Raw genomic sequence first — 22,765 nt, forward strand, 5'->3', positions numbered from 1 at the left:
GTCCGGCTTAGACTGAACGGGTGAGCGTCGTTTCAGTACCTGCCCCGACCATTCCGCGCCGGCGTTTGGCACCGGGCGAGATCCGCACTCCGGTCAATGCAGACAAGAGGGTGCTGCTGGCCGCACCGCGCGGCTATTGTGCCGGCGTCGATCGTGCTGTCATCGCCGTTGAGCGCGCCCTCGTGCACTTCGGCGCACCGATCTATGTCCGCAAGGAGATCGTGCACAACCGACATGTCGTCGAGACCCTGTCCGAACGCGGGGCCGTCTTCGTCGATGACACCGATGAAGTCCCGGAAGGTGCTCGGGTCGTGTTCTCCGCTCACGGAGTCTCACCGGCCGTGCACACCGAGGCTGCCCGGCGTTCGCTGTCGACGATCGATGCGACATGCCCGTTGGTGACGAAAGTCCACAAGGAGGCCATCCGGTTCGCCCGGGACGGCTTCCGCATCCTCCTCGTCGGCCATGCCGGGCATGAAGAGGTCGAAGGCACCATGGGCGAGGCGCCGGAGCACATCACACTGGTGCAGAGCCCGGAAGAGGCGCGCACCATCGAGGTTCCCGATGCCGAGAAGCTGGTGTGGATCTCACAGACGACCTTGAGCGTGGACGAGACCATGGAAACGGTTGAGATCCTGCGTGAGCGCTTCCCGCACCTGCAGAATCCACCCAGCGATGACATCTGCTACGCGACACAGAACCGGCAGGTCGCGGTGAAGAAGGTCGGGCCCGACGCGGATCTCGTCATCGTCGTCGGGTCGGCGAACTCCTCGAACTCCGTTCGCCTCGTCGAAGTCGCTCTCGAACACGGGGCGAAGGCTGCCTACCGTGTCGACTTCGCCCGCGAGATCGACGAGACATGGTTCCATGACGTGGCCACGGTCGGTGTCACCTCAGGTGCGAGCGTTCCGGAGAACCTCGTCCAGGACGTGCTGCAGCTGCTGGCTGAGTACGGATTCGACACCGTCGAAGAGGTCGTCACCGCCGAAGAGGACCTCATCTTCTCGCTGCCGAAGGAACTGCGCAAACTCGGCTGAGCTGAGCAATTCCGCTACGTGACGCGACGGGGACTTCCACGACTCAACGGAGTCGACAAACGCTGTCGATTCTCAACTTGTCCCCGTCTGCCGACCGCGCAGATAAGTCGGACCACGATCATCGAAGTCCATGGCCCGCGGCCGACTGAGTTCCTCGGCGCTGATGCCGCGAGAACGAGTATCGAGTTCGGCCACGGCGTCGAGCTCGTCGGCGACGATTCCCGTCGAGGGGAACTTTCGCGCGGTGACGAGGAAGCGCGACTCCAGCGAGGAGACGAACCGGTTGTAGTCCTCGACCGAGCGGTCCAGGCTGGCACCCATCCGTGACACGTGGGTGACAAGGGTGCCGATACGTTCGTAGAGTTCCGTGCCGAGTCGGAGCACCTCGGCCGCCGAGGTGGACATGTCCGCCTGCCGCCAGTTGAGCGCCACGGTCTTCAAGAGCACCAGCAGAGTCGCTGGTGAGGCGAGGACGACGTTCTTGCCCAGTGCATGATCGATCATCTTCGGGTAGCTTGCCGCGGCTGCGGAGAGCAGACCGTCGGTGGGCACGAAGCAGACGACGAAGTCGGGGGAGGCATCGAACGCCTTCCAGTACTCCTTCGACGCCAGGGCATCAACATGGCGCAACAGGGCGCGGGCATGGTCCTGACCGCCCGTGCCGGAGCTGGCCGCCTCGACGGAGTCCTTGTTCATCCGTGCCGACAACGGTGTCTTCGCATCAATGACGATCGTGCCGCCACCGGGCAGATGGACGACCATATCGGGGCGGTGGCGCTTGCCGTCCCGGTCGGCGCTGACCTGCGTGTCGAAGTCGACGTGGGGGAGGAGGCCGGCATATTCGACGATGCGTTTGAGCTGGACTTCGCCCCAGTCTCCACGGTGGGTCGTCGAATTCAAAGCGTTGGCCAGTGACCCGGTCGATTCCTGGAGGCGGAGGTTCTGTTGGCTGAGGTGCCCGATCTGGGAGTTCAGTCGGGTGATCTGTTCGATCTGCGTGCGGTCCTGGGAGTGCAGGTTCTCCTGCAGATTCTTCACGCTTGCCGCCAACGGCCCGATGGCGGCAGTGATCTCACCGGCCATCTGCGCATCGGCCTCGAGATCTTCGGTGCGCTCGGACAGGATGCGTGACGTGGTCTCGGCGCGAGTGAGTCTCTCGAGATAGCGGGAACGGGTGAGACTGCGGCCGAGGAGGAATCCGAGCGCGGCGGCGAGGACGATCGCCACGATGAAGGCGATGATGACTGCGGATGCGGGGAAAGCATTCATGATCCCAGGGTGACAGAGGGCACTGACACGAGAATTCGAGGACCACCTCGGCGACGGCTAGACTTGGATACCGTGGCTTTGACTATTGGAATCGTGGGACTGCCCAATGTCGGCAAGTCGACCATGTTTAACGCACTGACCAAGAACCAAGTTCTCGCAGCGAACTACCCGTTCGCGACGATCGAACCGAACGTGGGCGTGGTCCCGCTGCCGGACGAGCGACTCACGCGACTGGCTGAGATCTTCGGCTCCGAACGCATCCTCAATGCCACCGTCGACTTCGTCGATATCGCTGGAATCGTGCGCGGTGCCTCTGAAGGGGAAGGCCTGGGCAACCAGTTCCTCGCCAACATCCGTGAAGCCGATGCGATCTGTCAGGTCATCCGCGGATTCGTCGACGACGATGTTGTCCACGTCGACGGCAAGATCAGCCCCGCCGATGACATCGATACGATCAACACCGAGCTCATCCTCGCCGACCTCCAGACATTGGAGAAGGCTCGGCCCAGGATCGAGAAGGAAGTCAAGGGCAAGCGCGCTCCTGCTGAGCAGCTGACTGCGATCGATGCCGCCACCGAGATCCTCGAAGGCGGGCGGACGCTCTACCAGGCGATGCAGGCCGACAAGTTCGATGTCAGCGCCCTGCGTGAGCTGCAGCTGATGACGGTCAAGCCCTTCCTCTACGTGTTCAATGTCGACGACGAAGTGCTCGCCGATGTGGACAAGAAGAATGAGATGCGGGCACTGGTGGCTCCCGTCGAGGCGATCTTCCTCGACGCGAAGTTCGAGTCCGAACTCGCCGAACTCGACGAGGAGGAAGCCCGGGAGATGCTCGAGTCGACCGGCCAGGAAGAGAGTGGACTCGATCAGCTCGCCCGAGTCGGCTTCGACACCCTGGGTCTGCAGACCTATCTGACGGCCGGGCCCAAGGAATCCCGTGCGTGGACGATTCCGAAGGGCGCCACCGCCCCCGAAGCGGCCGGAGTCATCCATACAGACTTCCAGAAGGGCTTCATCAAGGCCGAAATCGTGTCCTTCGATGATCTCGATGCGAACGGTTCGATGGCTGCCGCGAAGTCCGCCGGCAAGGTCCGGATGGAAGGCAAGGACTACATCATGGTCGATGGGGACGTGGTCGAGTTCCGATTTAACGTCTAAACCCCAGGTCAGAAGATTAGTTTCTGTTATGAACTAGTGTAGCGATACGACGCTTGGTAAACACTCAAGGGGGAGTGAACATGGCCCGAGAAACAGTCGTGGCGACCTGGGGTACCTGCTCATGCCGCTCTCTTCCCAACGACGCCGCTCTCTGCAAGCGAGTGGGCCGCTGGTCGGTGGGAGCGGTGGTTTCATGCTACGCGAGGTGAAGATTGTCGGCGGCACCTGTTTCGGGGACAGTCCGCTTTCGATCACCGGCTTGAAAACCGCAAGTTTCTTCTACGGCCCCAACGGATCTGGGAAGACGACGATCAGCCGAGCCTTCGCTGGTTACGGCTCTCTGCAGCTCGAACCGGAGTGGTTCGCCGGTGCCGAAATGACGATCCGGGTCTACAACAGAGACCTCGTGGACCAGATATTACGAGAATCCAACAGGATTCCGGGTGTCTTCGTCCTTGGTGAAAGCAGCGTCGATGCCCAGAATCGCCTAGACGAGATCGAAATGCCTGGAGGCGATCGTGCGCTGGCTATCGACAGGTACGAGCGCGCTCAGACCAGCCACAAGGACGTGGAAGAACGCCAAGCAGATGCCCAGGGGACGTTCAAAACTGCCGCGTGGAAGAAGTATCGTGCTCTTGTCGACGAACACACGACCTTGTTGCCTGCCTTTACCGGCCAAAGAGGCGTAGACAAGAATAAGGACATGCTTGTGACGCGCCTTCTCGAGCGAGGTTCGCCGGCCGAGTCCCTGCCCGAGCTAGAGGATCTTCTCGCTGAAGCCGAGGCAGTATTTGACACGGGAGCGACATTCCGTACCCGGCTCACTGAGGTCGGCGAGTTCCGGTGGAGTGAACACGACGGTTCAGCTCTTCTGGAGCAAAAGATCGTTGGCAGTTCTGAGGCCTCGCTTAGCGAGCTTGTAGAGAAGCTGGGAAGCGAGGACTGGGTTCAGGCCGGACGCCAGCACCTCCGCAACTCAGAGGGGCTCTGCCCATTCTGCCAACAGAAGGCACCCGAAGGCCTCGCAAAGCAACTTGAGACCATGTTTGACCATCGGTACACAGAGCAGCTCGAAGAGCTGAAGCGCTTGGCTGCAGCCTATTCATCCTGGGTCCGGTCCGTTGGAGAGGTCATCGAGGACTGGAGCGCGGAGTCGATCAGCTACCTCGACGAGGCTGCCTACCAAAAGGCACTCGGTTCGTTGAACGCTATCAATGGTGTCAATGAAAGGCTGCTCGAACAGAAGCTGGGAGCGCCGTCTGAGTCAGTAGCGATGTCCGCGTCGAAAGCTCCGATTGACGCTCTGAACGCCGTAATCAGCGAGGCCAATACCAAGATCGACGCGCACAATCGTTTGGTCGAGTCGCAAAAAGAGGAGAAGCCTAAGCTGGCCGCAAAGTGCTGGACCTACTTAGCCGACGTGCTCCTCCGCGAAGAGCTCCAGGTGTACAAGCAGAAGTCCGCCGGTCTGCAGAGAGGTTTCGATAGCACGCAAAAGAAGAAGGAAGAGGCGTCGGCGGCAATTGGCAAACTCGATGATGAAGTACGCCATCTACAACGTTCCGTCGAATCATCGCAACCAGTGATTGATGAGATCAACCGACTTCTCAAGCGATCTGGATTCACATCGTTCCACATCGTCAACTCCGCTGAGCTCAATGATGGCTACATGCTGGCGCGCAACGGTGTGCCACTCGACGAACATTCCCTTAGTGAGGGAGAGCGAACGTTCATCGCCTTCCTGTATTACTATTTCCTACTCAACGGGCGAGAGAAAACTGCTGCATCAGGGAAGATCCTGGCGGTGATCGACGACCCGATTTCCAGCCTGGATAGTGACGTCCTCTTCATTGTAAGTACGCTCGTTCGCGATCTAATCAACCGAGCGCTATCCAAGACCGACCACGTGGCACAGGTAATCGTTCTTACGCACAACGTGTACTTCCACAAGGAAGTAACTCAGGTCCGGCATAAGGAAGAGGGGTCAGGTCGCAGCTACCAAGTGATCAGGAAGCACCTGACCGAGGCTAATGTTATCGAGTCGCATGCCGAGAACCCTGTTAGTACCGAGTACGAACGCCTCTGGTCCGAAGTTCGACGGGCTTCGCAGGGCGCACCGATGAGCATTATCGGCCTGGAGAATGTCCTTCGCAGAATCCTGGAGAACTACTTCCGAATCGCGGGTGGCATTTGGGAGGACGAGATCGTCCAGGTCTTGGATCCGGCAGAGAGGCCGGTTCTGCGATCACTGTTCAATTGGGTCAATGAGGGGTCGCACGGGGTGTTCGAGAACCTGCATTATTCCCCGAGCCAAATTACCCAAGACGTGTACTTGGAGGTATTCAGCCACGTGTTTGAGAAGGCCAATCATTATGGTCACTACGAGATGATGATGGGGGTCAAGGAGCCTCAAGGAGCGGACTGACACCCTGAAAAGTAGTTTCCGGTGGGGCACGCGGGGCGAGGGCGTAACGCTTCCGGTCATTGGGAATTTTTCTGAGGTCATTCTGCTATGGAAAGTGGTGAAGTTTAGATTCAATGTGTAGTGCAGGGCGAAGCGGGAAGAAGTAGGTATGGCGGTGCCGAGTTCTTCGGCTGTTCATGACGGGTTCGCCGCTTTTGGGGCCTTGAGCGGTGGGACACGCCGCAGTGCAGAAGCAACGAGCAAGCGTCGGAGGGTGGTGAGACGAACATTAACGACCGGCCTGGCGTTTAAGATCGGATGGAGGCCGAGCTATGTCGGCGGATGCCGTTAGAGTTCGTGACTGCGGAGCGTAGAGAGGGGTGCGCCATGGCGATGATCAAGCGGTTGGTCGGTCGGTTCCGGACGTGGCGCGGCCTGATCTCACTATTGGGTTCGCTCATCGTGAGTGTGGTTCTACTAGCTATTGCCCGCAACGTTGGAGATTCCGTCTGGCTCACCTCGCACCTTCCGCCCGCACACGGAAGTGACGGAATCTTGTGGCAGGTGCAGACGACGTTCCTGTCGGTCGGATTCGCCGGACTTGCAATAGCCGCACAACTGTTTGCCGAGGCACCACTCGCGATCGGAGCCTCTCGAGGGCGGGTGCTCAAGTACATCGGAGCCGACAAATTCGTCGGCATCGGTCTAGTTGGAAACGTAGTCATTGGCATCGAGACGATTTGGCTGTCGAGCGGGCTTGGCGTCCTTGGCATTGTGATCGTGTGGTTCGCGCCAACCGTTGTGCTATTGGTGGGGTCGACGGTCAAGCTAGTCAAGCTTTTCGGACACCCGGCGTTGCTTGATGAAGTTGTCCGAACCTCGCTGGTTGAGTCTCTGTCCAGTCGCCTGGAAGAGGTCTCGCGCAGGTACTCCGTAGCGACGAAGCACCTGGATGGCCTCGTCACATCGGGCTGGTCTCACTTGAACCTAAGATCCTCGACCATCACACTCCGAGTTCCAGTGCCGCGGGGCGACGTTATCATTAAGGCAATTAGGTCGAATGCCGTGAGACAAGCACTCGACACACTCGCCCCGAAAGTGACTGAAAACCGCTCTACCGAGGCTGAGAACAGCGGCACATACGTCCCGCCACAAATCACCCTGGACGTTGAGCCTGGTGATCGTACGCGCCTTGACGAAACGGCCTTCCGCGTTATCACGCCCGAACCACTGGATGGACCGGAGCAGCGCCGGATCATCCGACTGTTGCAGTCGAGCATCGAGTTCGAATCGTCGGGGGTAATCACGCCCGATGAAGAGACAGACCGTGAGATTGCGAACCTGAAAGACGCTGTCGGAGCGAACATACGTTCCGGCGCCTTCGCCACGGCGGAGCGGGCCGTCGAATTGCTTGGACACGTAGTACGGGGTGTCTGGATCATCCAACGACACGGATTTGATTCTTCTCGTCGCGCTTCGTTCACTCGTAGAGACTGGCTATTACGCATTATCGGGGAAGTTGAACAGGACGCTGTCCTGTCGCCGCGAGCCGCAGGCATGTTCGTTGATCAAGCTATGACGAGGGCACTCGAAGCGCCTCGCGTGGGGACCTCCGAATACATTGACGAATGCCTACGCAGCTTCACCCGAATCTGGCTCGACGTCCTTCAGCAAGGCGGGACGGAGTTCGATCAGCTCATTGGCCGGATCGTCGTCTGTGTGCAGAACCTTGCCGTACTCACCGCCCCGGACCAACGTGAACACCTCTCAAGCCGCGCGACATGGGCGATGGTCGAGCTGGTCAAACTCGCACTCGACGCGCACAAGCCTAAAGCCGCTATTCTCGCTGCCGAGGCACTTGGTGGGCTGTTTCATTATTCCGATCGAGATGGGACTCAGAGAGCACACGTCAGAGCAGGTCAACTCGTTCTCGCGGGCTGGCTGGACTACCTTTCAGACAAGGGTGACGCTCGAGCCCCAGCCGATGCTGAGCTCCGAGCGCTGGTGACGCCCCACGGCACTTGGGCTGAGATTCTCACCGCTGGAAACCTAGCCGAACGTGGCGAGACTCCGTTCAGCCGTTGGGACTGGTGGGAGATGAAGTTCAGCGGCTCCGCCCATGCTCAGTCGCTAGAACTTTCACAATACATCGACAGGGCCCAAGTGGCCGCGCTCGCTTTGTCGCATGGATCCCTTCCCCCAGCCAACGACCAGCAGACCGCGTCGGAGTACCAGCGGCTCCTCCGACTTCTCGACGAGCGAACCACGAATTTGAACACAATGGAGTTGAGACTCAAGGAGAGGTTTCTCGACGAGATCGAAAAGTGGCAGACCGCCGAAAATGCACGATTGACGACCGAGCCCCTGTCTGGCAGGCGAGTCGATGCCCTGCGGACCTCGCTAGGCGAGGCGTTTGACGCCGACCAGCGACTCGCCGATAGGGTCCCCCATGCGAGCACCGTCCCAAAAGAAACCGACACATTGCGTCCTATCCTCGGAATGAACCTCCGCATTCCCCGGCACTATTTGGTCGACAAGATCTTCAACCAGACCTACGCCGATCCCGCGGAGCTTGGCTCTGTGATCGCACGCGGGTTCATCGATGGCGAAGAACACAGGATCGTCGACCTGCTGCGCTCCCTTCAAGACGAACTGTTTGAACCGTCGGCGCAGTCGATCTGTAAGCAGATCGATGCGCTCGGGGCCAAGGCCGAGCACTATGTCCTCTTGACGCCGTATGGAGGGCTAATGGACCTCGATGGGTGGTACTCAACGGAGTTCTCCCAGGCGCGCAACCGAGTGGCGCACATTGAGACCTCCGTGCTGGCTGAGGAGGCGATCCTCTTCGACCCTCGTACAACTTTGGTTTCCTGTCGGCGGCCCGAGGAGAAAGAAGGTCTCACGCCAGTCGGCAACACTTCAATTGCGCTCGGTGTGTTCGAGGATGTGCAAGACGGAGACGAGCCGCAGGTCCGAGTGGAAACTGGCGAGTACTTCGTCGTGTGGCCTGGAGATGTCCCTCGTGTGTACCGTTTTGGTGTTGAATCCGATGAATCAAGGCGACATTGACGCCGGATACGGACTTGGTGACGTCCGTCGCGGGTCTCCATAAGCAGCTTCTAGGTTCTGCACCGGCCGTGGTAGACATCGTCGATGCGATCGGTCAGATGGAAGGTTCTCCGCGACCACATGTTCGCACCATAGTAGCCGGACCACCCGACCGACGAGGAGGCACTCGAGCGAATGTTGGGCTGATAGGTGACCCGCGGCTACGACGCCGACGTTATGCTGAGCAATCTCGAAATTCTGTAGGCCATTCGGTGGGGCGGCGGCCGGCGTAGTGGGACCCTGACCCACGGCTAGCGAAAGGTTATTCGGCTACGGAACGTGGTCGAGTTCCGGTTTAACGTCTAGCGTTATTGACGGTTTCCGTTATAGAATGCTCTCGTGATCAGATCGTTCGGCAGCAAGGACACCGAGCGCATCTGGCATGAGCAGTACGTCAAGCGGGTCGACCGGACGGTGCAGCGGGCGGCCATGCGGAAGCTCGAGCTGATCCATGCGGCGAAGGATGTCGAGGATCTCCGGGTCCCGCCGGGCAACCGCCTGGAGCGTCTGGTCGGCGACCGACGCGGGCAGCACAGCATCCCCGTCAACGCGCAATGGCGTATCTGCTTTGTCTGGAGAGAGGGAGGTGCGGACGATGTCGAACTCGTCGACTCCCACTGAGGCCGACCTGATCGAGCCGATCCACCCGGGAGAGATCCTGATGGAGGACTTCATCGAGGGCTTCGGGATCACTCAGAACAAGCTCGCGGTGTCCATCGGCGTGCCGCCGCGCCGGATCAACGAGATCGTGCACGGCAAGCGGGGGATCACCGCTGATACGGCGATCCGTCTGGCGCGCTACTTCGGAACGTCCGAGGAGCTCTGGATGAATCTGCAGTCGAACTACGAGCTTCGGCTTGAGCGCCGTGTCCTGCACGACAAGGTTGCCGCGATCACGCCGTTGGAGGTTGCGTGACTGTCCTCGTGGAAGAGTTCCGCGATTCTGCACAACGTGACGGCGTGGAGAAGTTCGTGGTCGGCGCGGTGATACATTCAGATGGGTCTGTGCTGGTCGTCACTCGCAGCGAACTGGTCGACTTCCTGCCTGGGATCGATGAACTGCCCTCTGGTGGCGTTGAGGTCGGGGAGTCACTCACAGCGGCGCTTGATCGTGAACTGCTCGAAGAAGTCGGATTCGAGTCTGAGGTGATCGATGGCGACTTCCTTGAACACTTCGACTATAGATCCGCTTCGGGGAGACTGACGCGACAGCTCACAGTGTCAGTGCCGTTGGCCGATCGTATTGTGAAGCTCTCGGACGAGCACGTCGCGGCTCGATGGATCACTGCAAGGGATGTCATTGGTGCGTCATGTACGCCAGAGACTCAGGGCGTGATCGAGACATGGTTCCTCCGCTGAGGTCTCCCGTGCTTGCCGAGCGTGTGGTTTGAGACGTTGTTCCGTGCCGGAACTCGGTGGAGTTCCGGTATAACGTCTAGCGTTAATGACGGACTCCGTTATGCACTGATCTCGTGATCAGATCTTTCGGCAACAAGGAGACCTAGCGGCTGTGGCATCGTGAGCGCGTACGGTCGATAGATCCGAGGACCCATCGAGTCGCACTACGCAAGCTTCGTCAGGTGGGATCGGCGGAAGTCCTCGAGGATCTACGCGTCCCGCCCGAAGCTCTGAAAAGCGATCGAGCTGGGGGCACAGCATCAGGATCAACGACCAATGGCGCATCTGCTTCGTGCGGACATACGCCGGACCGGAGGAGGTGGAGATCGTTGACTGCCACTGACAAGATCGAGCCGATCCACCCTGGGGAGGTCCTCGTGGGGGACTTCATAGAAGGGTTCGGGATCACTCAGATCAAGCTCGCCGTGTCCATCGGTGTCCCGCCTCGGCGGATCAACGAGATCGTGCACGGCAAGCGTGGGATCACTGCGGACACCGCGCTGCGGCTGGCGAAGTACTTCGGCACGTCGGCGGAGTTCTGGATCAACCTGCAGAGTCATTACGAGCTCGAGCGCGCGGAGGACCAAGCAGGTGAGCAGATCGCTTCGATCGTTCCGCTGCAGGTGGCGTGAACGGCGAGCACTCCGATCTGCTGGGCAGGGCGACGGAAGAACCGCTGGCGGATGGTCATGGAGATTTCACGCCCTGGAACCTTCTGCTGGGTGAGCGCTGGGTATTTATCGACTGGGATGGTGTGGCTGCGGGTACCCGGTTGTGGGACCTGGCGTACTCCGCGCAGGCCTTCACGCTCAACGACACGTCTGTTGATCCCAACGTGGCAGGGCAGTCACTCCGCGCCTTTGTTGACGGGTACCGCGCGGAGGCGGAGCTGCACAGCGTTATTCCTGAAGTGTTGGCGCAACGAACCTGGGCGATGTACGAGATGCTCATCGCGACGGAGCGGAACCTTGGGGGACCACGTTTCTGAACGGCCACGGCGATCACTGGCGAGCGGTGGCTGAATATGTGGAGCGCGGAGTAGAGGTGTGGGGCGATGCCATCCGAGTCGGTCCGTGATGGTCGTCCGTGCCGGAACTCGGTGGAGTTCCGGTTCATCGAGTGATGCCCACACTCTTGACTCTTCCTATAAGTGGAAGATATCTTCGTGTTCTATGAAGAATATCGCACCGCAGCTGACGCCTTTCGTGCGCTCGGATGCCGTTGGGGCGATTCTGGCCGAGACTCTCGGGCACCCTGAGCGGGAGTTTACGCTGGCAGAGCTTGGGCGGCGCACGGACACGAGCGGCCCGGTCGTGCACCGCGAAGTGGGGCGACTGGTCGACTCCGCCGTGCTTCGTGACCGGTATGAGGGGCGAAACCGTCTCGTGAGTGCGAATGCCGACCACCCATTGTTCGCTCTGATGCGAGAACTGATCGCGGCGACCTACGGGCCGGTGCCGGTCTTGCGTGAGCTCTTCGACGGGATCGACGGGGTGGAGGAGCTGCTGATCTACGGATCTTGGGCCGCGCGCCGGTCCGGGGAAAGCGGTGAGTTTCCCAACGACTTAGACGTCCTCGTCGTGGGGGAGACGCCGCGGAGGACGCTCTCGGGGATTGCGGCCGAAGCAGGTGACAAGCTCGACTTGCCCGTGAACATCACGCGTATCGTACCGGTTGACTGGAACTCTGAGGACCCGTCGCCGTTCGTCTCGACGATTCGGTCACGCCCCTTAGTCGATGTGAGGTCCGGTGAGATCCTTGCCTGAGATCGTCAATCAGATGCTCGTGAACCGAAGACTGGAGCGTGTGGAGCGGAATCGCGAGCATGCGCTGACTGTGGTCGTGACCGCAGAACGCCATATCCGTACGGCAGAGCTGCTTGCTGATACCGACGATCACGCGATGGCGTTCACACCGGCGTACGATGGTGCGCGCAAAGCGCTCGTCGCGGTTCTTGCCGCCGAAGGGTTCCGTGTCCGACCCGTGGGCGGAGCTCATCGCAACACCGGGATCGCGGCAGCGGGCTTCGTCAACGACAGTGCCTTGGGCGAGTTTGAGTGGATGCGTCAAGTGCGCAACGCGACTGGGTATCCCGACGACGATCGACCGGCAGCGACGAACCAAGACGTGGCTGAAGCGATCACCGCGGCCGTTCGGATCGTCGATGTCTGTGCCGAGTACGTGCGTCGCGACGGGTAGTCGACAAATTTGGGTGCAGTTTTTCGCCCGCATCGGCTTCGACACGGCGGAAGAGTTCTGGATGAACCTGAAGTCGAGCTGCGGGCTGCGTCGTGAGCGTCGGGTGCTGCGCGACAGGATCTCTGCGATCACACTTCTCGTAGTCGCGCAGCCGTTCGACTCTTCGCGGAATCCGGTCTGCCGAAGGTTCCGCTTCAACGTCTGCGGCAGAGGCTGGGGCACTGTGGCAACGACAGCTTGAGCTGTCACTGCACTTCCCCGGCTCAGAACGCCCGAATAGATGCGGAGAGGCCCGACGGCTCTGGACGTGTGCGGATGGAGTGCGGCGGCGATCAGCCCCTTGACAGCTCCTCGCGGACGATCGCTGTTCCCGCACTCAAGGCGCTCATCTTCGCGAGGGCGACGTCGCGCGCGAAGGGGGCCATGCCGCAGTTCGTGCTTGGAATGAGCTTGTCGGCGTCGACGAACTTCAGAGCCTTGCGCAGAGTCGCGGCGACCTCCTCCGGTGCCTCAATGGTCTCGTTTGCCACGTCGATGGCACCGAGCATGACCTTCTTGCCGCGGATCAGTTCGATGAGGTCCATCGGGACATGGGAGTTGTGGCATTCGAGCGAGACGATGTCGAGGCTCGAGCGCTGCAGGAGGGGGAAGGATTCCTCGTATTGGCGCCACTCGGACCCGAGGGTCGTTTTCCAGTCGTTGTTCGCCTTGATCCCATAGCCGTAGCAGATATGCACTGCGGTTTCGGCCCGCAGACCTTCCGCTGCTCGTTCGAGCGCGGCGACTCCCCAGTCCTTCATCTCCTCGAAGAAGACATTGAATGCCGGCTCGTCGAACTGGATGATGTCCACTCCCGCCGCCTCCAGATCCTTTGCCTCCTGATTGAGGACCGTGGCGAATTCCCAGGCCAGCTTCTCGCGGCTCTTGTAGTGGTCGTCATAGAGTGTGTCAGTCATCGTCATCGGCCCCGGCAGCGCCCACTTGATCGGCTGATCGGTCTGCTGGCGGAGGAACTTCGCATCGTCGGCGAAGACCGGTTTCTCACGGCTCACGGCGCTGACGACTGTGGGCACGCTTGCGTCGTAGCGATCGCGGATCCGAACCGTCTTGCGCTTCTCGAAATCGACTCCGCTGAGATGCTCGATGAACGTCGTCACGAAATGTTGGCGGGTCTGCTCTCCGTCGCTTACGATGTCGATGCCGCGGTTGGTCTGCTCATGAATCGAGATGCGCAGGGCATCGTGCATGCCCTCGACCAAGGCATCGCCTTGGAGGTTCCAGGGGGACCAGAGGGTTTCGGGCTGCGCGAGCCAGGACGGCTTCGGCAGACTGCCGACGATTGAGGTGGGCAACAGCGGCTGGGTCATCGTTTCTTCTCCTGTGGTCATGCGACTGGGACGGGTCGGTCGGACGCCCACTGCTCGAGCATCTCTCGGTGCGGGTTGACGAAGAACTCCTCCGTGAATTTTCCCTGTCTGGTGCCGAGCTGGTTGCGTTCGACGCGATCATAGGTGACCGGCATCTCCGAGAAGTCGTGCCGGTCCAGCGTCGGCCGGTAGACCTCTCCGGCGGCGGTATTCGCGTTGTAGATCTCGGGCCGATAGATCTTCTGGAAAGTCTCCATCGTGCTGATCGTGCCGATGAGCGCCAGATCGGAATAATCGCCGAGGAGGTCGCCGCGATGGTAGAAGGCCAGCGGTGCGACGCTGCCCGGTGGCATGAAATACCTCACCTGGAGTCCCATCTTTGCGAAGTAGTCATCGGTCAGCGAGTAGTCGTCCTGCTGGTATTCGAACCCGAGAATCGGGTGGTGATTCTCGGTCCGACGGTACGACTTGCTTGTGGACACGCTGATGCAGATCACGGGTGCCGTCTGGAACCGTTCCCGATAGGCGGCGGAGTCGAGGAAGTGTTGGAATAGTTTGCCGTGCAGATCACCGAAGTCTTCGGGGACCGTGAACTCGGTTGCGGCCTCATTGGCAGCAGGCAGGCGCACGCTGAAATCGAAATCGCGGACGAAGGACGAGAAATTGTTCCCCACGATCCCGGGGTGACGCTTTCCAGTCAGTCCGTCGATGATCTGGATATCCAGGACTTCGAGCAGGGGGAACTCCTGTTCCCGGCCGCCCGAGCTGAAGTGAAGTCCTCCGGAGACGATGTCGAGTTCGAGGACATAGCGATCCCGATCGGGATTGTCCCAGGACGCGAGTTCGTTGAAGCGGCGATTGATGATGTTCAGAGCAGTGCGGAGGTTCTGCTGACGGTCCTCGCCCCTGGCGAGGTTGGCGAAGTTCGTCGTCGCTCGGGTGCTCTCTGACGGCGAGTAGTCCTCGTCGAATCGAGTCGTGGTGATGCTGAATGAGAACTCAGGTGTCATGGACGTCCAATTCGGTGGGTGTTCGGCCGGTTGCGGTCGCTTGCATGTCTGTGAGCCATCCTGCCCGTCCCCGGTGGTCATCGGGTAACTCGGGGGAACTATGGATTCCTATAGCCTTGATCTATGTCTCGAAGCCTGAAGAACATCACGCTGCTGCAACTCCAGTACTTCATCGAGGTCGCGTCGGAGGGGTCGATCACCGCCGCCGCCGATCTCCTCTATGTCTCTCAGCCGACCATGTCTGCTGCGATGAAGGACCTGGAGACCCGTGTGGATCGCGCTCTGCTCGTCCGATCCGCCCGCGGGGTGACTTTGACTGACGACGGTGTGGAATTCCTCGGCTATGCCCGGCAGGTCGTCGAACAGGTGGAACTCCTCGAGCAGCACTACCTAGGGCGCCCACCGTCACGGCGTCTGCTCGGAGTCTCGGCGCAGCACTACTCGTTCGTCGTCGATGCTTTCGTTCGGATGGTCAAGGCCAGCGATGCTGCCGAGTACGAGTTCTCACTGCGAGAGACGCGTACCTGGGACATCATCGAAGACGTTCGCACGCTCCGCAGTGAGCTCGGCATCCTCTACCGCAACGACTTCAACAGGAAGGTCATCGACAAACTGCTGCGAGATTCCGGGCTTGCGTTCCACCCGCTCTTCCTCGCCTCCCCTCACATCTTCATCTCTCGTACGAACCCGCTTGCCTCCCGCCACCGCGTCACCCTTGACGATCTCACTGCCCTGCCGCGCCTCACTTTCGACCAGGGGGCGAACAACTCGTTCTCCTTCGCCGAGGAGATTCTCTCCACCCTGTCGAGCAAGCAGGAGATCCGGGTTTCTGACCGTGCGACCATCTTCAATCTGATGATCGGTCTCGACGGCTACACCATCTCGACGGGCATCATCAGCGACGATCTCGATCCGGCCATCGTAGCGATTCCACTCGAGGTCGATGAACGCATCGAGATCGGCTGGATCGATCATTCCGGGATCCAGCTGACCGAACAGGCGCAACGCTACCTCGACGAAGTTCGGGCCGTCATCGGCGGTTTCGGCATTGCGCTGCTCGATCAGCCGTGACCGAGGATAGCGCCGAGGCGGTTCCCTCGACCCGCGAAGGCCGTCACTTCGTCCGTTCGCAATCCGGATGCGACCGTCGGGACTGTCCGTGGCCTCAGGCCGACTCATCAAGGTCGTGAGAATCTGCCTGCGATAGAGTGACCCCTGATGTCTGCAGGCGACCGCCACGATGAGATCTGCTGCAGAGGGAATCTCAACCCGAAAGCTCGGAAGGCGAGGACCGAAGATGACAGCCAGCAAGAATTCGTCACAGCCCGCGGCGCCTCAGCGCGTGACCAAAACAGTTCGGGCAACGGGCCTCATCCTCGCGCTCGTGCTCGGTGCGATCGCTGCGGTCATCGGCCTGGCATCGCTTATTCCCGGGCTTGGCCCGTTCAGTTCCGCCGCTGCTCGGTTTGCGCCGACGATTGCGCCGATAGCGACTGTGACCGGAGCGATTGTGCTTGGGTTTGGAATCTTCTGCCTGCGCCGAGGCCGGCGAAGGACCGGAGCTGTGGTGACAGGATTCGGAGTGGTGAGCACGATCGCGAATCTGGCTGTCGTCCTTGTGCTCCTCGTTGCCATCAGCTCGGCTGGTGGTTCGGTGAATCTGTTCACTGCGACGTTCGAGCTCTCGGCGATCGACTCGGCGTCGCCTGATCGCAAGGAAGTGTACGACAAGTCCAGCTCGGGCGATGACCTCTCGGTATCGATCTACGAACCGGAGAGAGCGAAGGGGTCGGCCCCGACGATCATGTACGTCCACGGAGGCGGTTGGATCGCAGGCGAACCGGACGCAGCGAGCTCAGAGCTCCGTGAACTCGCCGATCACGGCTACCTGGTCGTATCGGTCGAATATGAACTCGCCACCCTGGATAACGCAACCTGGCAGAGCGCACCATCGCAGGTCGCATGTGCGGCAAGCTGGATCCAGACCCACGCAGACGCGATCGGTGCGGATACCGATCGCCTTGCGTTCTGGGGCGAGAGTTCGGGCAGCAACATGGTCGCCAATACCGCTGGTGCCGCTGCGCAAGGCGACGCCGAATCGTCCTGCGGTGGGAAGGTTCCGGTTCCGGCGGCGGTGATTGCCGACTACCCGGCGTTCGACGTGACGGGCCTCTACGAGAACGCACCCACCGGGCCAGGTGCGGGATCCGGCACGCGCCTGTTCGCGACCAGTTACACGGGTGGCACACCGGAGGAATATCCGGAACGCTATGCATTGGCCGATTCCGTTACGCATCTGAAAGCACCCGCGCCGCCGATGCTCATGATGACAGCGATGCGAGATGACGTGATCACCCCAACCGACCAGCTTTCATGGGCCGAGTCGGCCCGAAGTCGTGGCGTCGACGTCAAAACCGTGAAAGTTCCCCTCGCCAATCATGCATACACGCAGAAGGCGAAGAACTCAATCGGCAGCCAGGGGCACCTGAGCATCGCGGAGGCCTACTTATCCGAGCAACTTCGCTAGCCACACGACTGTTGTTGATCTCGGCGGCTCTGGCGGGGGAGGCGTCGACGCAGGTATCGTGGAAATCGGCAGCGCGTACGGTTGCCAGCACTTCCAGGTACCTAAGCCTGAAACATTGCTGAGAGCTCCGGTCGGCCCGGAACATGTCCAGATGGGGTGCGGCGCATTCTTGCGCCGTCTTCAACCGCCGGTGCGACACACCGGCTGACGTAAGGACATGACATGACGACCAAAGACGAGAAGAACCTGTCCCAGGTGACCGACAAGATCGCGAAGATGGACGAACCGGAACGATCGCTCATGCAGCGAGCGCACGACATCATCGTGACCGTCGCCCCAGTCTCAAACCGCGGATCTGGTATGGCATGCCAGCCTATGCTCTGTCCGCGAGCACTCCTGCACTGGTGACACTGCGTAATGACGAGCGGGTCAACCTGGCCCTCACGGAAAAGGTCGAACTCACCCCAGCCGGTGGTTCCGACGGATCGCTGATGCCCGCCGCATGGTACTTCGAGACCATCGACGAGGCCGCCGAGAAGCGCATCGCCGATATCGTCAGGACGGCAACCTCCTGACGGTGACGATCGCCGGGCTGAGCCCGCAGACGTCACTTCGTGCGATGTCTGGGGCTCGGCCGCGCGGTCGGCGCTGAGCGTCTCACTTCCGATTGGCTATGGTGGTGCTTGAAGGGAGAGCAGTCCCATCTGCCATAAGTTTGAGGAGTGATCGACTTGAGTTTCTCTGTCTATCTGTCCGGTGAGATCCACACCGAGTGGCGCGATGAGATCAAGAGCGGCGCCGAGGCGGCCGGTCTGGATATCGATTTCACCGCACCCGTGACCGACCATCCTGCCAGCGATGCTGCCGGTGACCACCTCGGCGAGAACGACAGCGCCTTCTGGCGCGATCATCAGTCGGCGAAGGTCAACGCCATCCGCACTAGGACGCTGATCGAAAAGGCCGATATGGTCGTCGTGCGCTTCGGAGACAAGTACAAGCAATGGAACGCCGCCTTCGACGCCGGCTACTGCGCGGCACTCGGCACACCCTATGTGACCCTCCACGATGCCGACATCGTGCATCCGCTCAAAGAGGTCGATGCCGAAGCCAAGGCCTGGTGCCAGACGACCGATCAGGTTGTCGAAACCCTGAGGTACGTTCTCAGAGGCTGAACTAGACGCGTCGAGGCCGCGAACGACCGAGGAGCAAATACGGTCGTTTGCGGCCTCGGTCGCTGCGCATCGTGACGCTACGGCAGGGGATGATCACCCTTGATCTTGAAGAAGGATCCGCGGATCTCTCCGGCGAGCTTCGACTTCTGACGGGCGAACTTGAACGCCGACAGCTCGGGAGGAACGTCCATTCCTTCCGAAAGTTTGAAACCGACAGCCCGCTTGCCACTGTCTGCTCGTGTCCATAGGACATTGACTGCGAGCCCGGACTCATAGAAGACGTGCACCCAATAGATGCCGTCGACATCATTGACGCTGACTTCGAGGGCAGGCGAGGTCGGTACGATCTCACGCGCGGAGTCAAGGATCTCCTCCACCCAGTTCAGGGCCTCCTGTACCTTGGCGGCCGGGGCCACGGCGAATGTGTGTTTGTATTTGTTGGAGAAGTACCGTGCCTCGTTGGCGCGCAGACCAGCCAGCGCCTCGGCGACGGGGGAGGATTCGAGTCCCGCGGTGGAGACATCGGTGAATGAAACGGCTTCGAACGGCATGGGTCAAGGATATGCCCGAGGTGTTCGATCGTACACGTCTGAATGCGAGAGTTGCTTGCCCATCCGTACAGAGCTGAGGTCCGAGACCTGCGATAGAGTATCGGCATCTCGGCGATTGTTCTGATTGCTATGGAATCTCGGTGTAGACGACGCAACTGACAAAGGAGTCCGGCTTTGGCCCTGCACGAAATCACATATTGCTCGAGCAACGACCGCGACACGATCAACGCCTGGCTCTACACTCCGACAACAGCTCCGAACGCCATCGTGCAGATCATCCACGGACTCGGCGAGCATTCCCGTCGCTACCTCCACCTCATTGCGACCTTGCTCGACGCAGGATTCGCCGTCGTCGCCGATGACCATTCCGGTCACGGTCGGACGGCCATGCAGTCGGGAATCTGGGTCGATACAGGTGACGACGCAGCTCGAGTGGTCGTCGCCGACGAACTGACGCTGCAGCGCAAGGCTCGCGAGATCCTCCCCGGCCTGCCCTATATCGTCTTCGGCCACAGTTGGGGGTCGATGATCGCACGGGGAATGGCCTCACGCCCTGAGGCCGAACTCACGGGTCTGGCTCTGTGCGGAATCGCCGCCCAGTGGCAGGGGATCGAACACGTCATCGACCGCAAGGACCTCGCCGAGGCGGCCACCGGCGACGACCGCGCGGACCCCGTGCCGGGCCACCTCGTCGATCAGTTCTTCGATGGGTTCCTCGACCGCTGTGGTCCCGATGCCGGCCCCACCGCCTGGGTCGCCCTCGACGAGGCTGTCGTCGCCGATCATGGGCGGGACCCCTTCAACAACTTCGGCGCCCTGATGAGCTCCCGATTCCTGCAGGGCTTCGTCGACCTCTATGACGGTGCCAATGCCGATTCCTGGTACGCGACGATCCCCAGCGGTCTGCCGGTGCTCATCCTCGCAGGTGATCAGGATCCTGTCGCGAACTACGGCGAAGGCGCCTATCACGTCGCGAACCGCCTCCGCGCGACCGGACACGACGATGTGCGCACCCGCGTCTTCGCCGGAGTCCGCCACGAAGTCCACAACGAACCGACCACCCGCCCCGAGGTCGAGGCGGAGATCGTCGACTTCGCTTCCCGCGTCAGCAACCGGACGAGGCCCGTTCAAACGAACGAGAGCTGAATCCGTGAACACGGCAGAAAGCTCGAACCGCAGTGTCAATTGGCCACGGGCGACACCCATCGTCACCGACAGGCTGCCGCTTGAGCCGCTCACAGTCCACCATGCGTCGGAGATGGTGGAGACACTGTCCTCACTCGACCTATACACCCATATCGGTGGAACGAGCCCGAGCCTGTCCGAACTCGAACGACTCTATGCACTCCAATCCGCAGGTGCCTCACCGACCGGTGACGCCGGCTGGCTGAACTGGATCGTTCGCGAAACGGCTGAGTCCGCTGCAGTCGGATATGTTCAGGCCACAGTGACAAGAGCCGAAACCGGTTATCAAGCCGACATCGCTTGGGTCATCGGCGTCGACAGCCAAGGGCAGGGATTCGCCACCGAGGCGGCCCGAGCCATGGTCGATTGGCTGGCGGATCATCTCGTGACTGTGTTGCAAGCGGCCATCCACCCTGACAACGCCGCTTCCGCACGAATCGCTGTCTGTCTCGGACTGCAACCGACCGACGAGATCGACGATGGTGAAGTCATCTGGCGCGCAGAGACGAGGACAGAGGAATCACCATGTTGAAACCGACTGCGACGGACCTGCCGGGCATCATCGACACCGTCGGGTCCTGGCAGCGCGAAGGACTGCCTCTGCAGGTTCATCCCGGCGACCTGGGCTGGTATCAGCGTTTCGGAGTCGAAGCGCTCGCCTCGGCCCTGCGGGTGTGGACGGTGGGTGACGAACCCGCGGCCGTCGGATTCCTCGACGAATCCGAACTCATCCGAATGGCCATCTCACCCGATCACTCCGATGACCAAGCGCTCGCTGAGGCGATCTTGGCCGACCTCAACGGAGACCTCTCCGAACTGCTGCCGGCAGGGAAGGGCATCGTCGAAGCTCGATTCGGATCCGCCCTGCAACATACCCTCACCGAGGCGGGATGGGGATCTGATGAAGCGTGGACCACGCTTCACCGAGATCTGAGCGAACCGATCCCATCCGTTACCCAGCGGATCGAAACGGTCGACCCCGACAGAGCAGATAACCGTATCGCCGACCGTATCGCGGTCGAATCCTCGGCTTTTCCCGGGTCCTCATTGACTTCGGACCGTTGGCGGTCCATGGCCGACGGTCACGCTTACAAGCAGGCCAAATGTCTCGTCGGATTTACCGCCGACGGCGCTCCAGCCGGTGCCACAACCGTTTGGTCGGCCGGTCCTAGGCGCCCCGGTGTCATCGAACCACTCGGCGTCCACGGCGACCACCGGGGTCACGGATTCGGAGTCGAGATGACACTGGCCGCGGCCGCGGCGCTGAGGGAGATGGGGGCGTCGAGCGTCACCGTTGCCACGCCGACATCGAACACAGTCGCCGTCGCCACTTACCGTGCGGCTGGGATGAGCATCCTCGGCGAAGTCAGGGATTTCTGTCGACCTTGAACCGAATCAAACAGACGCACCTGCGATGAACGCCGCCTGCGCGACATGCTGGATCGCATCGTCGATGATCGAGACCATCCGAACGCCACGAGTGACTGCGGGAGTCCAGTTCCTGTCGATGACTTCGTCGAAGTCATCCTCGGAAAGCGTCTTTGCATAGTCGGTGAACGCGTTCAGAGCAGCGGCGAGGTAGTCGACGAGCAGCTGTTGATCGTCGACCTTGATCTCTGCCGCCTGTTCGGGACTGTGTCCGTAGCCGAAGGTCTCGCCGATCTCGCCGAGATCGAACCGGTTCCGGAAGTCCTCCCACTGCTCGGGCTTGCCCGTGAGGGCTGAGAGCTGCACGTCGATCTCACGGCCGCTGTGCCACAGCAGCCAGGCGACGGAATTCGGATGACCGCCCAGACGGCTGTTGAGCTGTTCGGGGGAGAGGTCGGGCAGAGCTTGTGCTGCCTGGAGAGGGCGCTGGGACAGGTCGGTGAGAATGTCGATGCTGATCATGTCGCCCATTCTGCTCTTCACGTCAACCGCTGTCACCACCGGGGCTCAATCGAGACGGGGCCTGCGACGGTTGCGTTTGATCTCCGACCGCCGCTGTTCGGTCCGGACTCGGCGACGACGGGAATTGCGTGACGGCTTCGTCGCTCGCCTCTGCACCGGCGGAGCCAACGCCTCGCGCAGCAGCTGCGCCAGACGCATGCGTGCGTCCTGACGGTTCTTCAGCTGTGACCGCTGCTTCTCCGAAGTCACGGTCACCACGGTGCCCGACAGTCGTGGTGCCAACCGACTGAGCACTCGCTCGCGTTGAACCTCGGTGAGGAATCTCGCTGAGGCCAGGTCGAGGCTCAGTTGCACCCGTGAATCGGAGCTATTGACGTGCTGGCCGCCCGGGCCGGATGACCGGGAGAACTGTTCGGACAGGTCGGACGCGGGGATGACCAGCCCGGCGGGGATACCCGGCCCGGCGGGGACGCGCAGATCACCGTCCATC

The 22,765-nt window shown here is 60.9% G+C and carries 25 protein-coding genes and 1 pseudogene; 20 read left to right on the forward strand and 6 right to left on the reverse strand.

Annotated elements, in window-relative coordinates; all coding sequences use genetic code 11:
* The first annotated feature begins 20 nt into the window (after positions 1-20).
* Positions 21-1,037 carry a 4-hydroxy-3-methylbut-2-enyl diphosphate reductase gene (locus LJ362_RS06235; RefSeq protein ID WP_264801283.1) on the forward strand — a complete coding sequence of 339 codons (1,017 nt, stop codon included), beginning with the start codon at positions 21-23 and terminating at the stop codon, positions 1,035-1,037.
* Positions 1,038-1,109: 72 nt separating this feature from the next.
* Here the strand turns inward: LJ362_RS06235 and LJ362_RS06240 are convergent, their stop codons facing one another.
* A complete protein-coding gene (locus tag LJ362_RS06240) occupies positions 1,110-2,306 on the reverse strand; it encodes a DNA recombination protein RmuC (RefSeq protein ID WP_264801284.1) in 1,197 nt (398 codons plus the stop codon).
* A 72-nt stretch (positions 2,307-2,378) separates the two neighbouring features.
* On the opposite strand from LJ362_RS06240, the gene ychF reads away from it, so the two are divergent.
* The 11 genes and pseudogenes from ychF to LJ362_RS06290 all read left to right on the forward strand — a co-directional run bounded on the left by ychF (position 2,379) and on the right by LJ362_RS06290 (position 12,573).
* On the forward strand, positions 2,379-3,464 hold the full coding sequence (gene ychF, locus LJ362_RS06245) for a redox-regulated ATPase YchF (protein WP_264801285.1): 1,086 nt from the start codon (positions 2,379-2,381) through the stop codon (positions 3,462-3,464).
* A 205-nt stretch (positions 3,465-3,669) separates the two neighbouring features.
* Positions 3,670-5,889, forward strand: a complete 2,220-nt coding sequence (locus LJ362_RS06250; protein WP_264801286.1) for an AAA family ATPase — start codon at positions 3,670-3,672, stop codon at positions 5,887-5,889.
* A gap of 366 nt (positions 5,890-6,255) precedes the next feature.
* Positions 6,256-8,937 (forward strand): hypothetical protein, encoded by a 2,682-nt coding sequence (locus LJ362_RS06255; protein WP_264801287.1) that lies wholly within the window; start codon positions 6,256-6,258, stop codon positions 8,935-8,937.
* A gap of 378 nt (positions 8,938-9,315) precedes the next feature.
* Positions 9,316-9,597: a type II toxin-antitoxin system RelE/ParE family toxin gene (locus LJ362_RS06260; RefSeq protein ID WP_264801288.1), complete on the forward strand. Its 282-nt coding sequence runs from the start codon at positions 9,316-9,318 to the stop codon at positions 9,595-9,597.
* Positions 9,572-9,892, forward strand: a complete 321-nt coding sequence (locus LJ362_RS06265) for a HigA family addiction module antitoxin (RefSeq protein ID WP_264801289.1) — start codon at positions 9,572-9,574, stop codon at positions 9,890-9,892. Before LJ362_RS06260 ends, LJ362_RS06265 begins: the two co-directional genes overlap by 26 nt.
* Entirely contained in the window at positions 9,889-10,335 is a 447-nt protein-coding gene (locus LJ362_RS06270) for an NUDIX hydrolase (protein ID WP_264801290.1), read from the forward strand. Before LJ362_RS06265 ends, LJ362_RS06270 begins: the two co-directional genes overlap by 4 nt.
* 149 nt (positions 10,336-10,484) lie before the next feature.
* Positions 10,485-10,717, forward strand: a pseudogene (locus LJ362_RS16900) (type II toxin-antitoxin system RelE/ParE family toxin).
* On the forward strand, positions 10,704-11,006 hold the full coding sequence (locus LJ362_RS06275) for a HigA family addiction module antitoxin (RefSeq protein ID WP_264801291.1): 303 nt from the start codon (positions 10,704-10,706) through the stop codon (positions 11,004-11,006). Before LJ362_RS16900 ends, LJ362_RS06275 begins: the two are co-directional and overlap by 14 nt.
* Positions 11,003-11,362 (forward strand): aminoglycoside phosphotransferase family protein, encoded by a 360-nt coding sequence (locus LJ362_RS06280; protein WP_264801292.1) that lies wholly within the window; start codon positions 11,003-11,005, stop codon positions 11,360-11,362. Before LJ362_RS06275 ends, LJ362_RS06280 begins: the two co-directional genes overlap by 4 nt.
* A 184-nt stretch (positions 11,363-11,546) precedes the next feature.
* Positions 11,547-12,140, forward strand: coding sequence for a hypothetical protein (locus LJ362_RS06285; protein ID WP_264801293.1), 594 nt, complete (start codon positions 11,547-11,549; stop codon positions 12,138-12,140).
* Positions 12,133-12,573: a HEPN domain-containing protein gene (locus LJ362_RS06290; RefSeq protein WP_264801294.1), complete on the forward strand. Its 441-nt coding sequence runs from the start codon at positions 12,133-12,135 to the stop codon at positions 12,571-12,573. Before LJ362_RS06285 ends, LJ362_RS06290 begins: the two co-directional genes overlap by 8 nt.
* Positions 12,574-12,905: 332 nt before the next feature.
* On the opposite strand, the gene LJ362_RS06295 is transcribed toward LJ362_RS06290, so the two are convergent.
* The gene (locus LJ362_RS06295) at positions 12,906-13,940 is read right to left on the reverse strand and encodes a methionine synthase (RefSeq protein WP_264801295.1); all 1,035 of its coding nucleotides are present in this window, start codon (positions 13,938-13,940) and stop codon (positions 12,906-12,908) included.
* 17 nt (positions 13,941-13,957) lie between these two features.
* Positions 13,958-14,950, reverse strand: a complete 993-nt coding sequence (locus LJ362_RS06300; protein WP_264801296.1) for a DUF1852 domain-containing protein — start codon at positions 14,948-14,950, stop codon at positions 13,958-13,960.
* A 123-nt stretch (positions 14,951-15,073) separates the two neighbouring features.
* Between LJ362_RS06300 and LJ362_RS06305 the strand changes: the two genes are divergently transcribed.
* The 5 genes from LJ362_RS06305 (at position 15,074) to LJ362_RS06325 (ending at position 18,649) form a co-directional block, all read left to right on the forward strand.
* Complete coding sequence (locus LJ362_RS06305; protein ID WP_264801297.1) at positions 15,074-16,021, forward strand: LysR family transcriptional regulator; 948 nt, start codon at positions 15,074-15,076, stop codon at positions 16,019-16,021.
* 313 nt (positions 16,022-16,334) lie between these two features.
* Complete coding sequence (locus LJ362_RS06310; RefSeq protein WP_264801298.1) at positions 16,335-17,477, forward strand: alpha/beta hydrolase; 1,143 nt, start codon at positions 16,335-16,337, stop codon at positions 17,475-17,477.
* A gap of 222 nt (positions 17,478-17,699) precedes the next feature.
* Complete coding sequence (locus LJ362_RS06315) at positions 17,700-17,885, forward strand: hypothetical protein (RefSeq protein ID WP_264801300.1); 186 nt, start codon at positions 17,700-17,702, stop codon at positions 17,883-17,885.
* Positions 17,882-18,052 carry a hypothetical protein gene (locus LJ362_RS06320; RefSeq protein WP_264801301.1) on the forward strand — a complete coding sequence of 57 codons (171 nt, stop codon included), beginning with the start codon at positions 17,882-17,884 and terminating at the stop codon, positions 18,050-18,052. Before LJ362_RS06315 ends, LJ362_RS06320 begins: the two co-directional genes overlap by 4 nt.
* Before the next feature lie 156 nt (positions 18,053-18,208).
* Positions 18,209-18,649 (forward strand): YtoQ family protein, encoded by a 441-nt coding sequence (locus tag LJ362_RS06325; RefSeq protein WP_264801302.1) that lies wholly within the window; start codon positions 18,209-18,211, stop codon positions 18,647-18,649.
* Between the two features lie 77 nt (positions 18,650-18,726).
* On the opposite strand, the gene LJ362_RS06330 is transcribed toward LJ362_RS06325, so the two are convergent.
* The gene (locus LJ362_RS06330; RefSeq protein ID WP_264801303.1) at positions 18,727-19,200 is read right to left on the reverse strand and encodes a phage tail protein; all 474 of its coding nucleotides are present in this window, start codon (positions 19,198-19,200) and stop codon (positions 18,727-18,729) included.
* Positions 19,201-19,374: 174 nt separating this feature from the next.
* On the opposite strand from LJ362_RS06330, the gene LJ362_RS06335 reads away from it, so the two are divergent.
* The 3 genes from LJ362_RS06335 to LJ362_RS06345 are packed head-to-tail and all read left to right on the forward strand — an operon-like array spanning position 19,375 to position 21,774.
* Positions 19,375-20,346 (forward strand): lysophospholipase, encoded by a 972-nt coding sequence (locus LJ362_RS06335; RefSeq protein WP_264801304.1) that lies wholly within the window; start codon positions 19,375-19,377, stop codon positions 20,344-20,346.
* 4 nt (positions 20,347-20,350) lie between these two features.
* Complete coding sequence (locus LJ362_RS06340) at positions 20,351-20,917, forward strand: GNAT family N-acetyltransferase (protein WP_264801305.1); 567 nt, start codon at positions 20,351-20,353, stop codon at positions 20,915-20,917.
* A complete protein-coding gene (locus LJ362_RS06345; RefSeq protein ID WP_264801306.1) occupies positions 20,911-21,774 on the forward strand; it encodes a GNAT family N-acetyltransferase in 864 nt (287 codons plus the stop codon). Before LJ362_RS06340 ends, LJ362_RS06345 begins: the two co-directional genes overlap by 7 nt.
* Before the next feature lie 6 nt (positions 21,775-21,780).
* On the opposite strand, the gene LJ362_RS06350 is transcribed toward LJ362_RS06345, so the two are convergent.
* Positions 21,781-22,275, reverse strand: a complete 495-nt coding sequence (locus LJ362_RS06350; RefSeq protein WP_264801307.1) for a mycothiol transferase — start codon at positions 22,273-22,275, stop codon at positions 21,781-21,783.
* Positions 22,276-22,320: 45 nt separating this feature from the next.
* Complete coding sequence (gene arfB / locus LJ362_RS06355) at positions 22,321-22,764, reverse strand: alternative ribosome rescue aminoacyl-tRNA hydrolase ArfB (protein ID WP_264801789.1); 444 nt, start codon at positions 22,762-22,764, stop codon at positions 22,321-22,323.
* Between the last annotated feature and the right edge of the window lies 1 nt (position 22,765).

Source organism: Brevibacterium sp. JSBI002, from assembly GCF_026013965.1.
Taxonomy (GTDB): Bacteria; Actinomycetota; Actinomycetes; order Actinomycetales; family Brevibacteriaceae; genus Brevibacterium.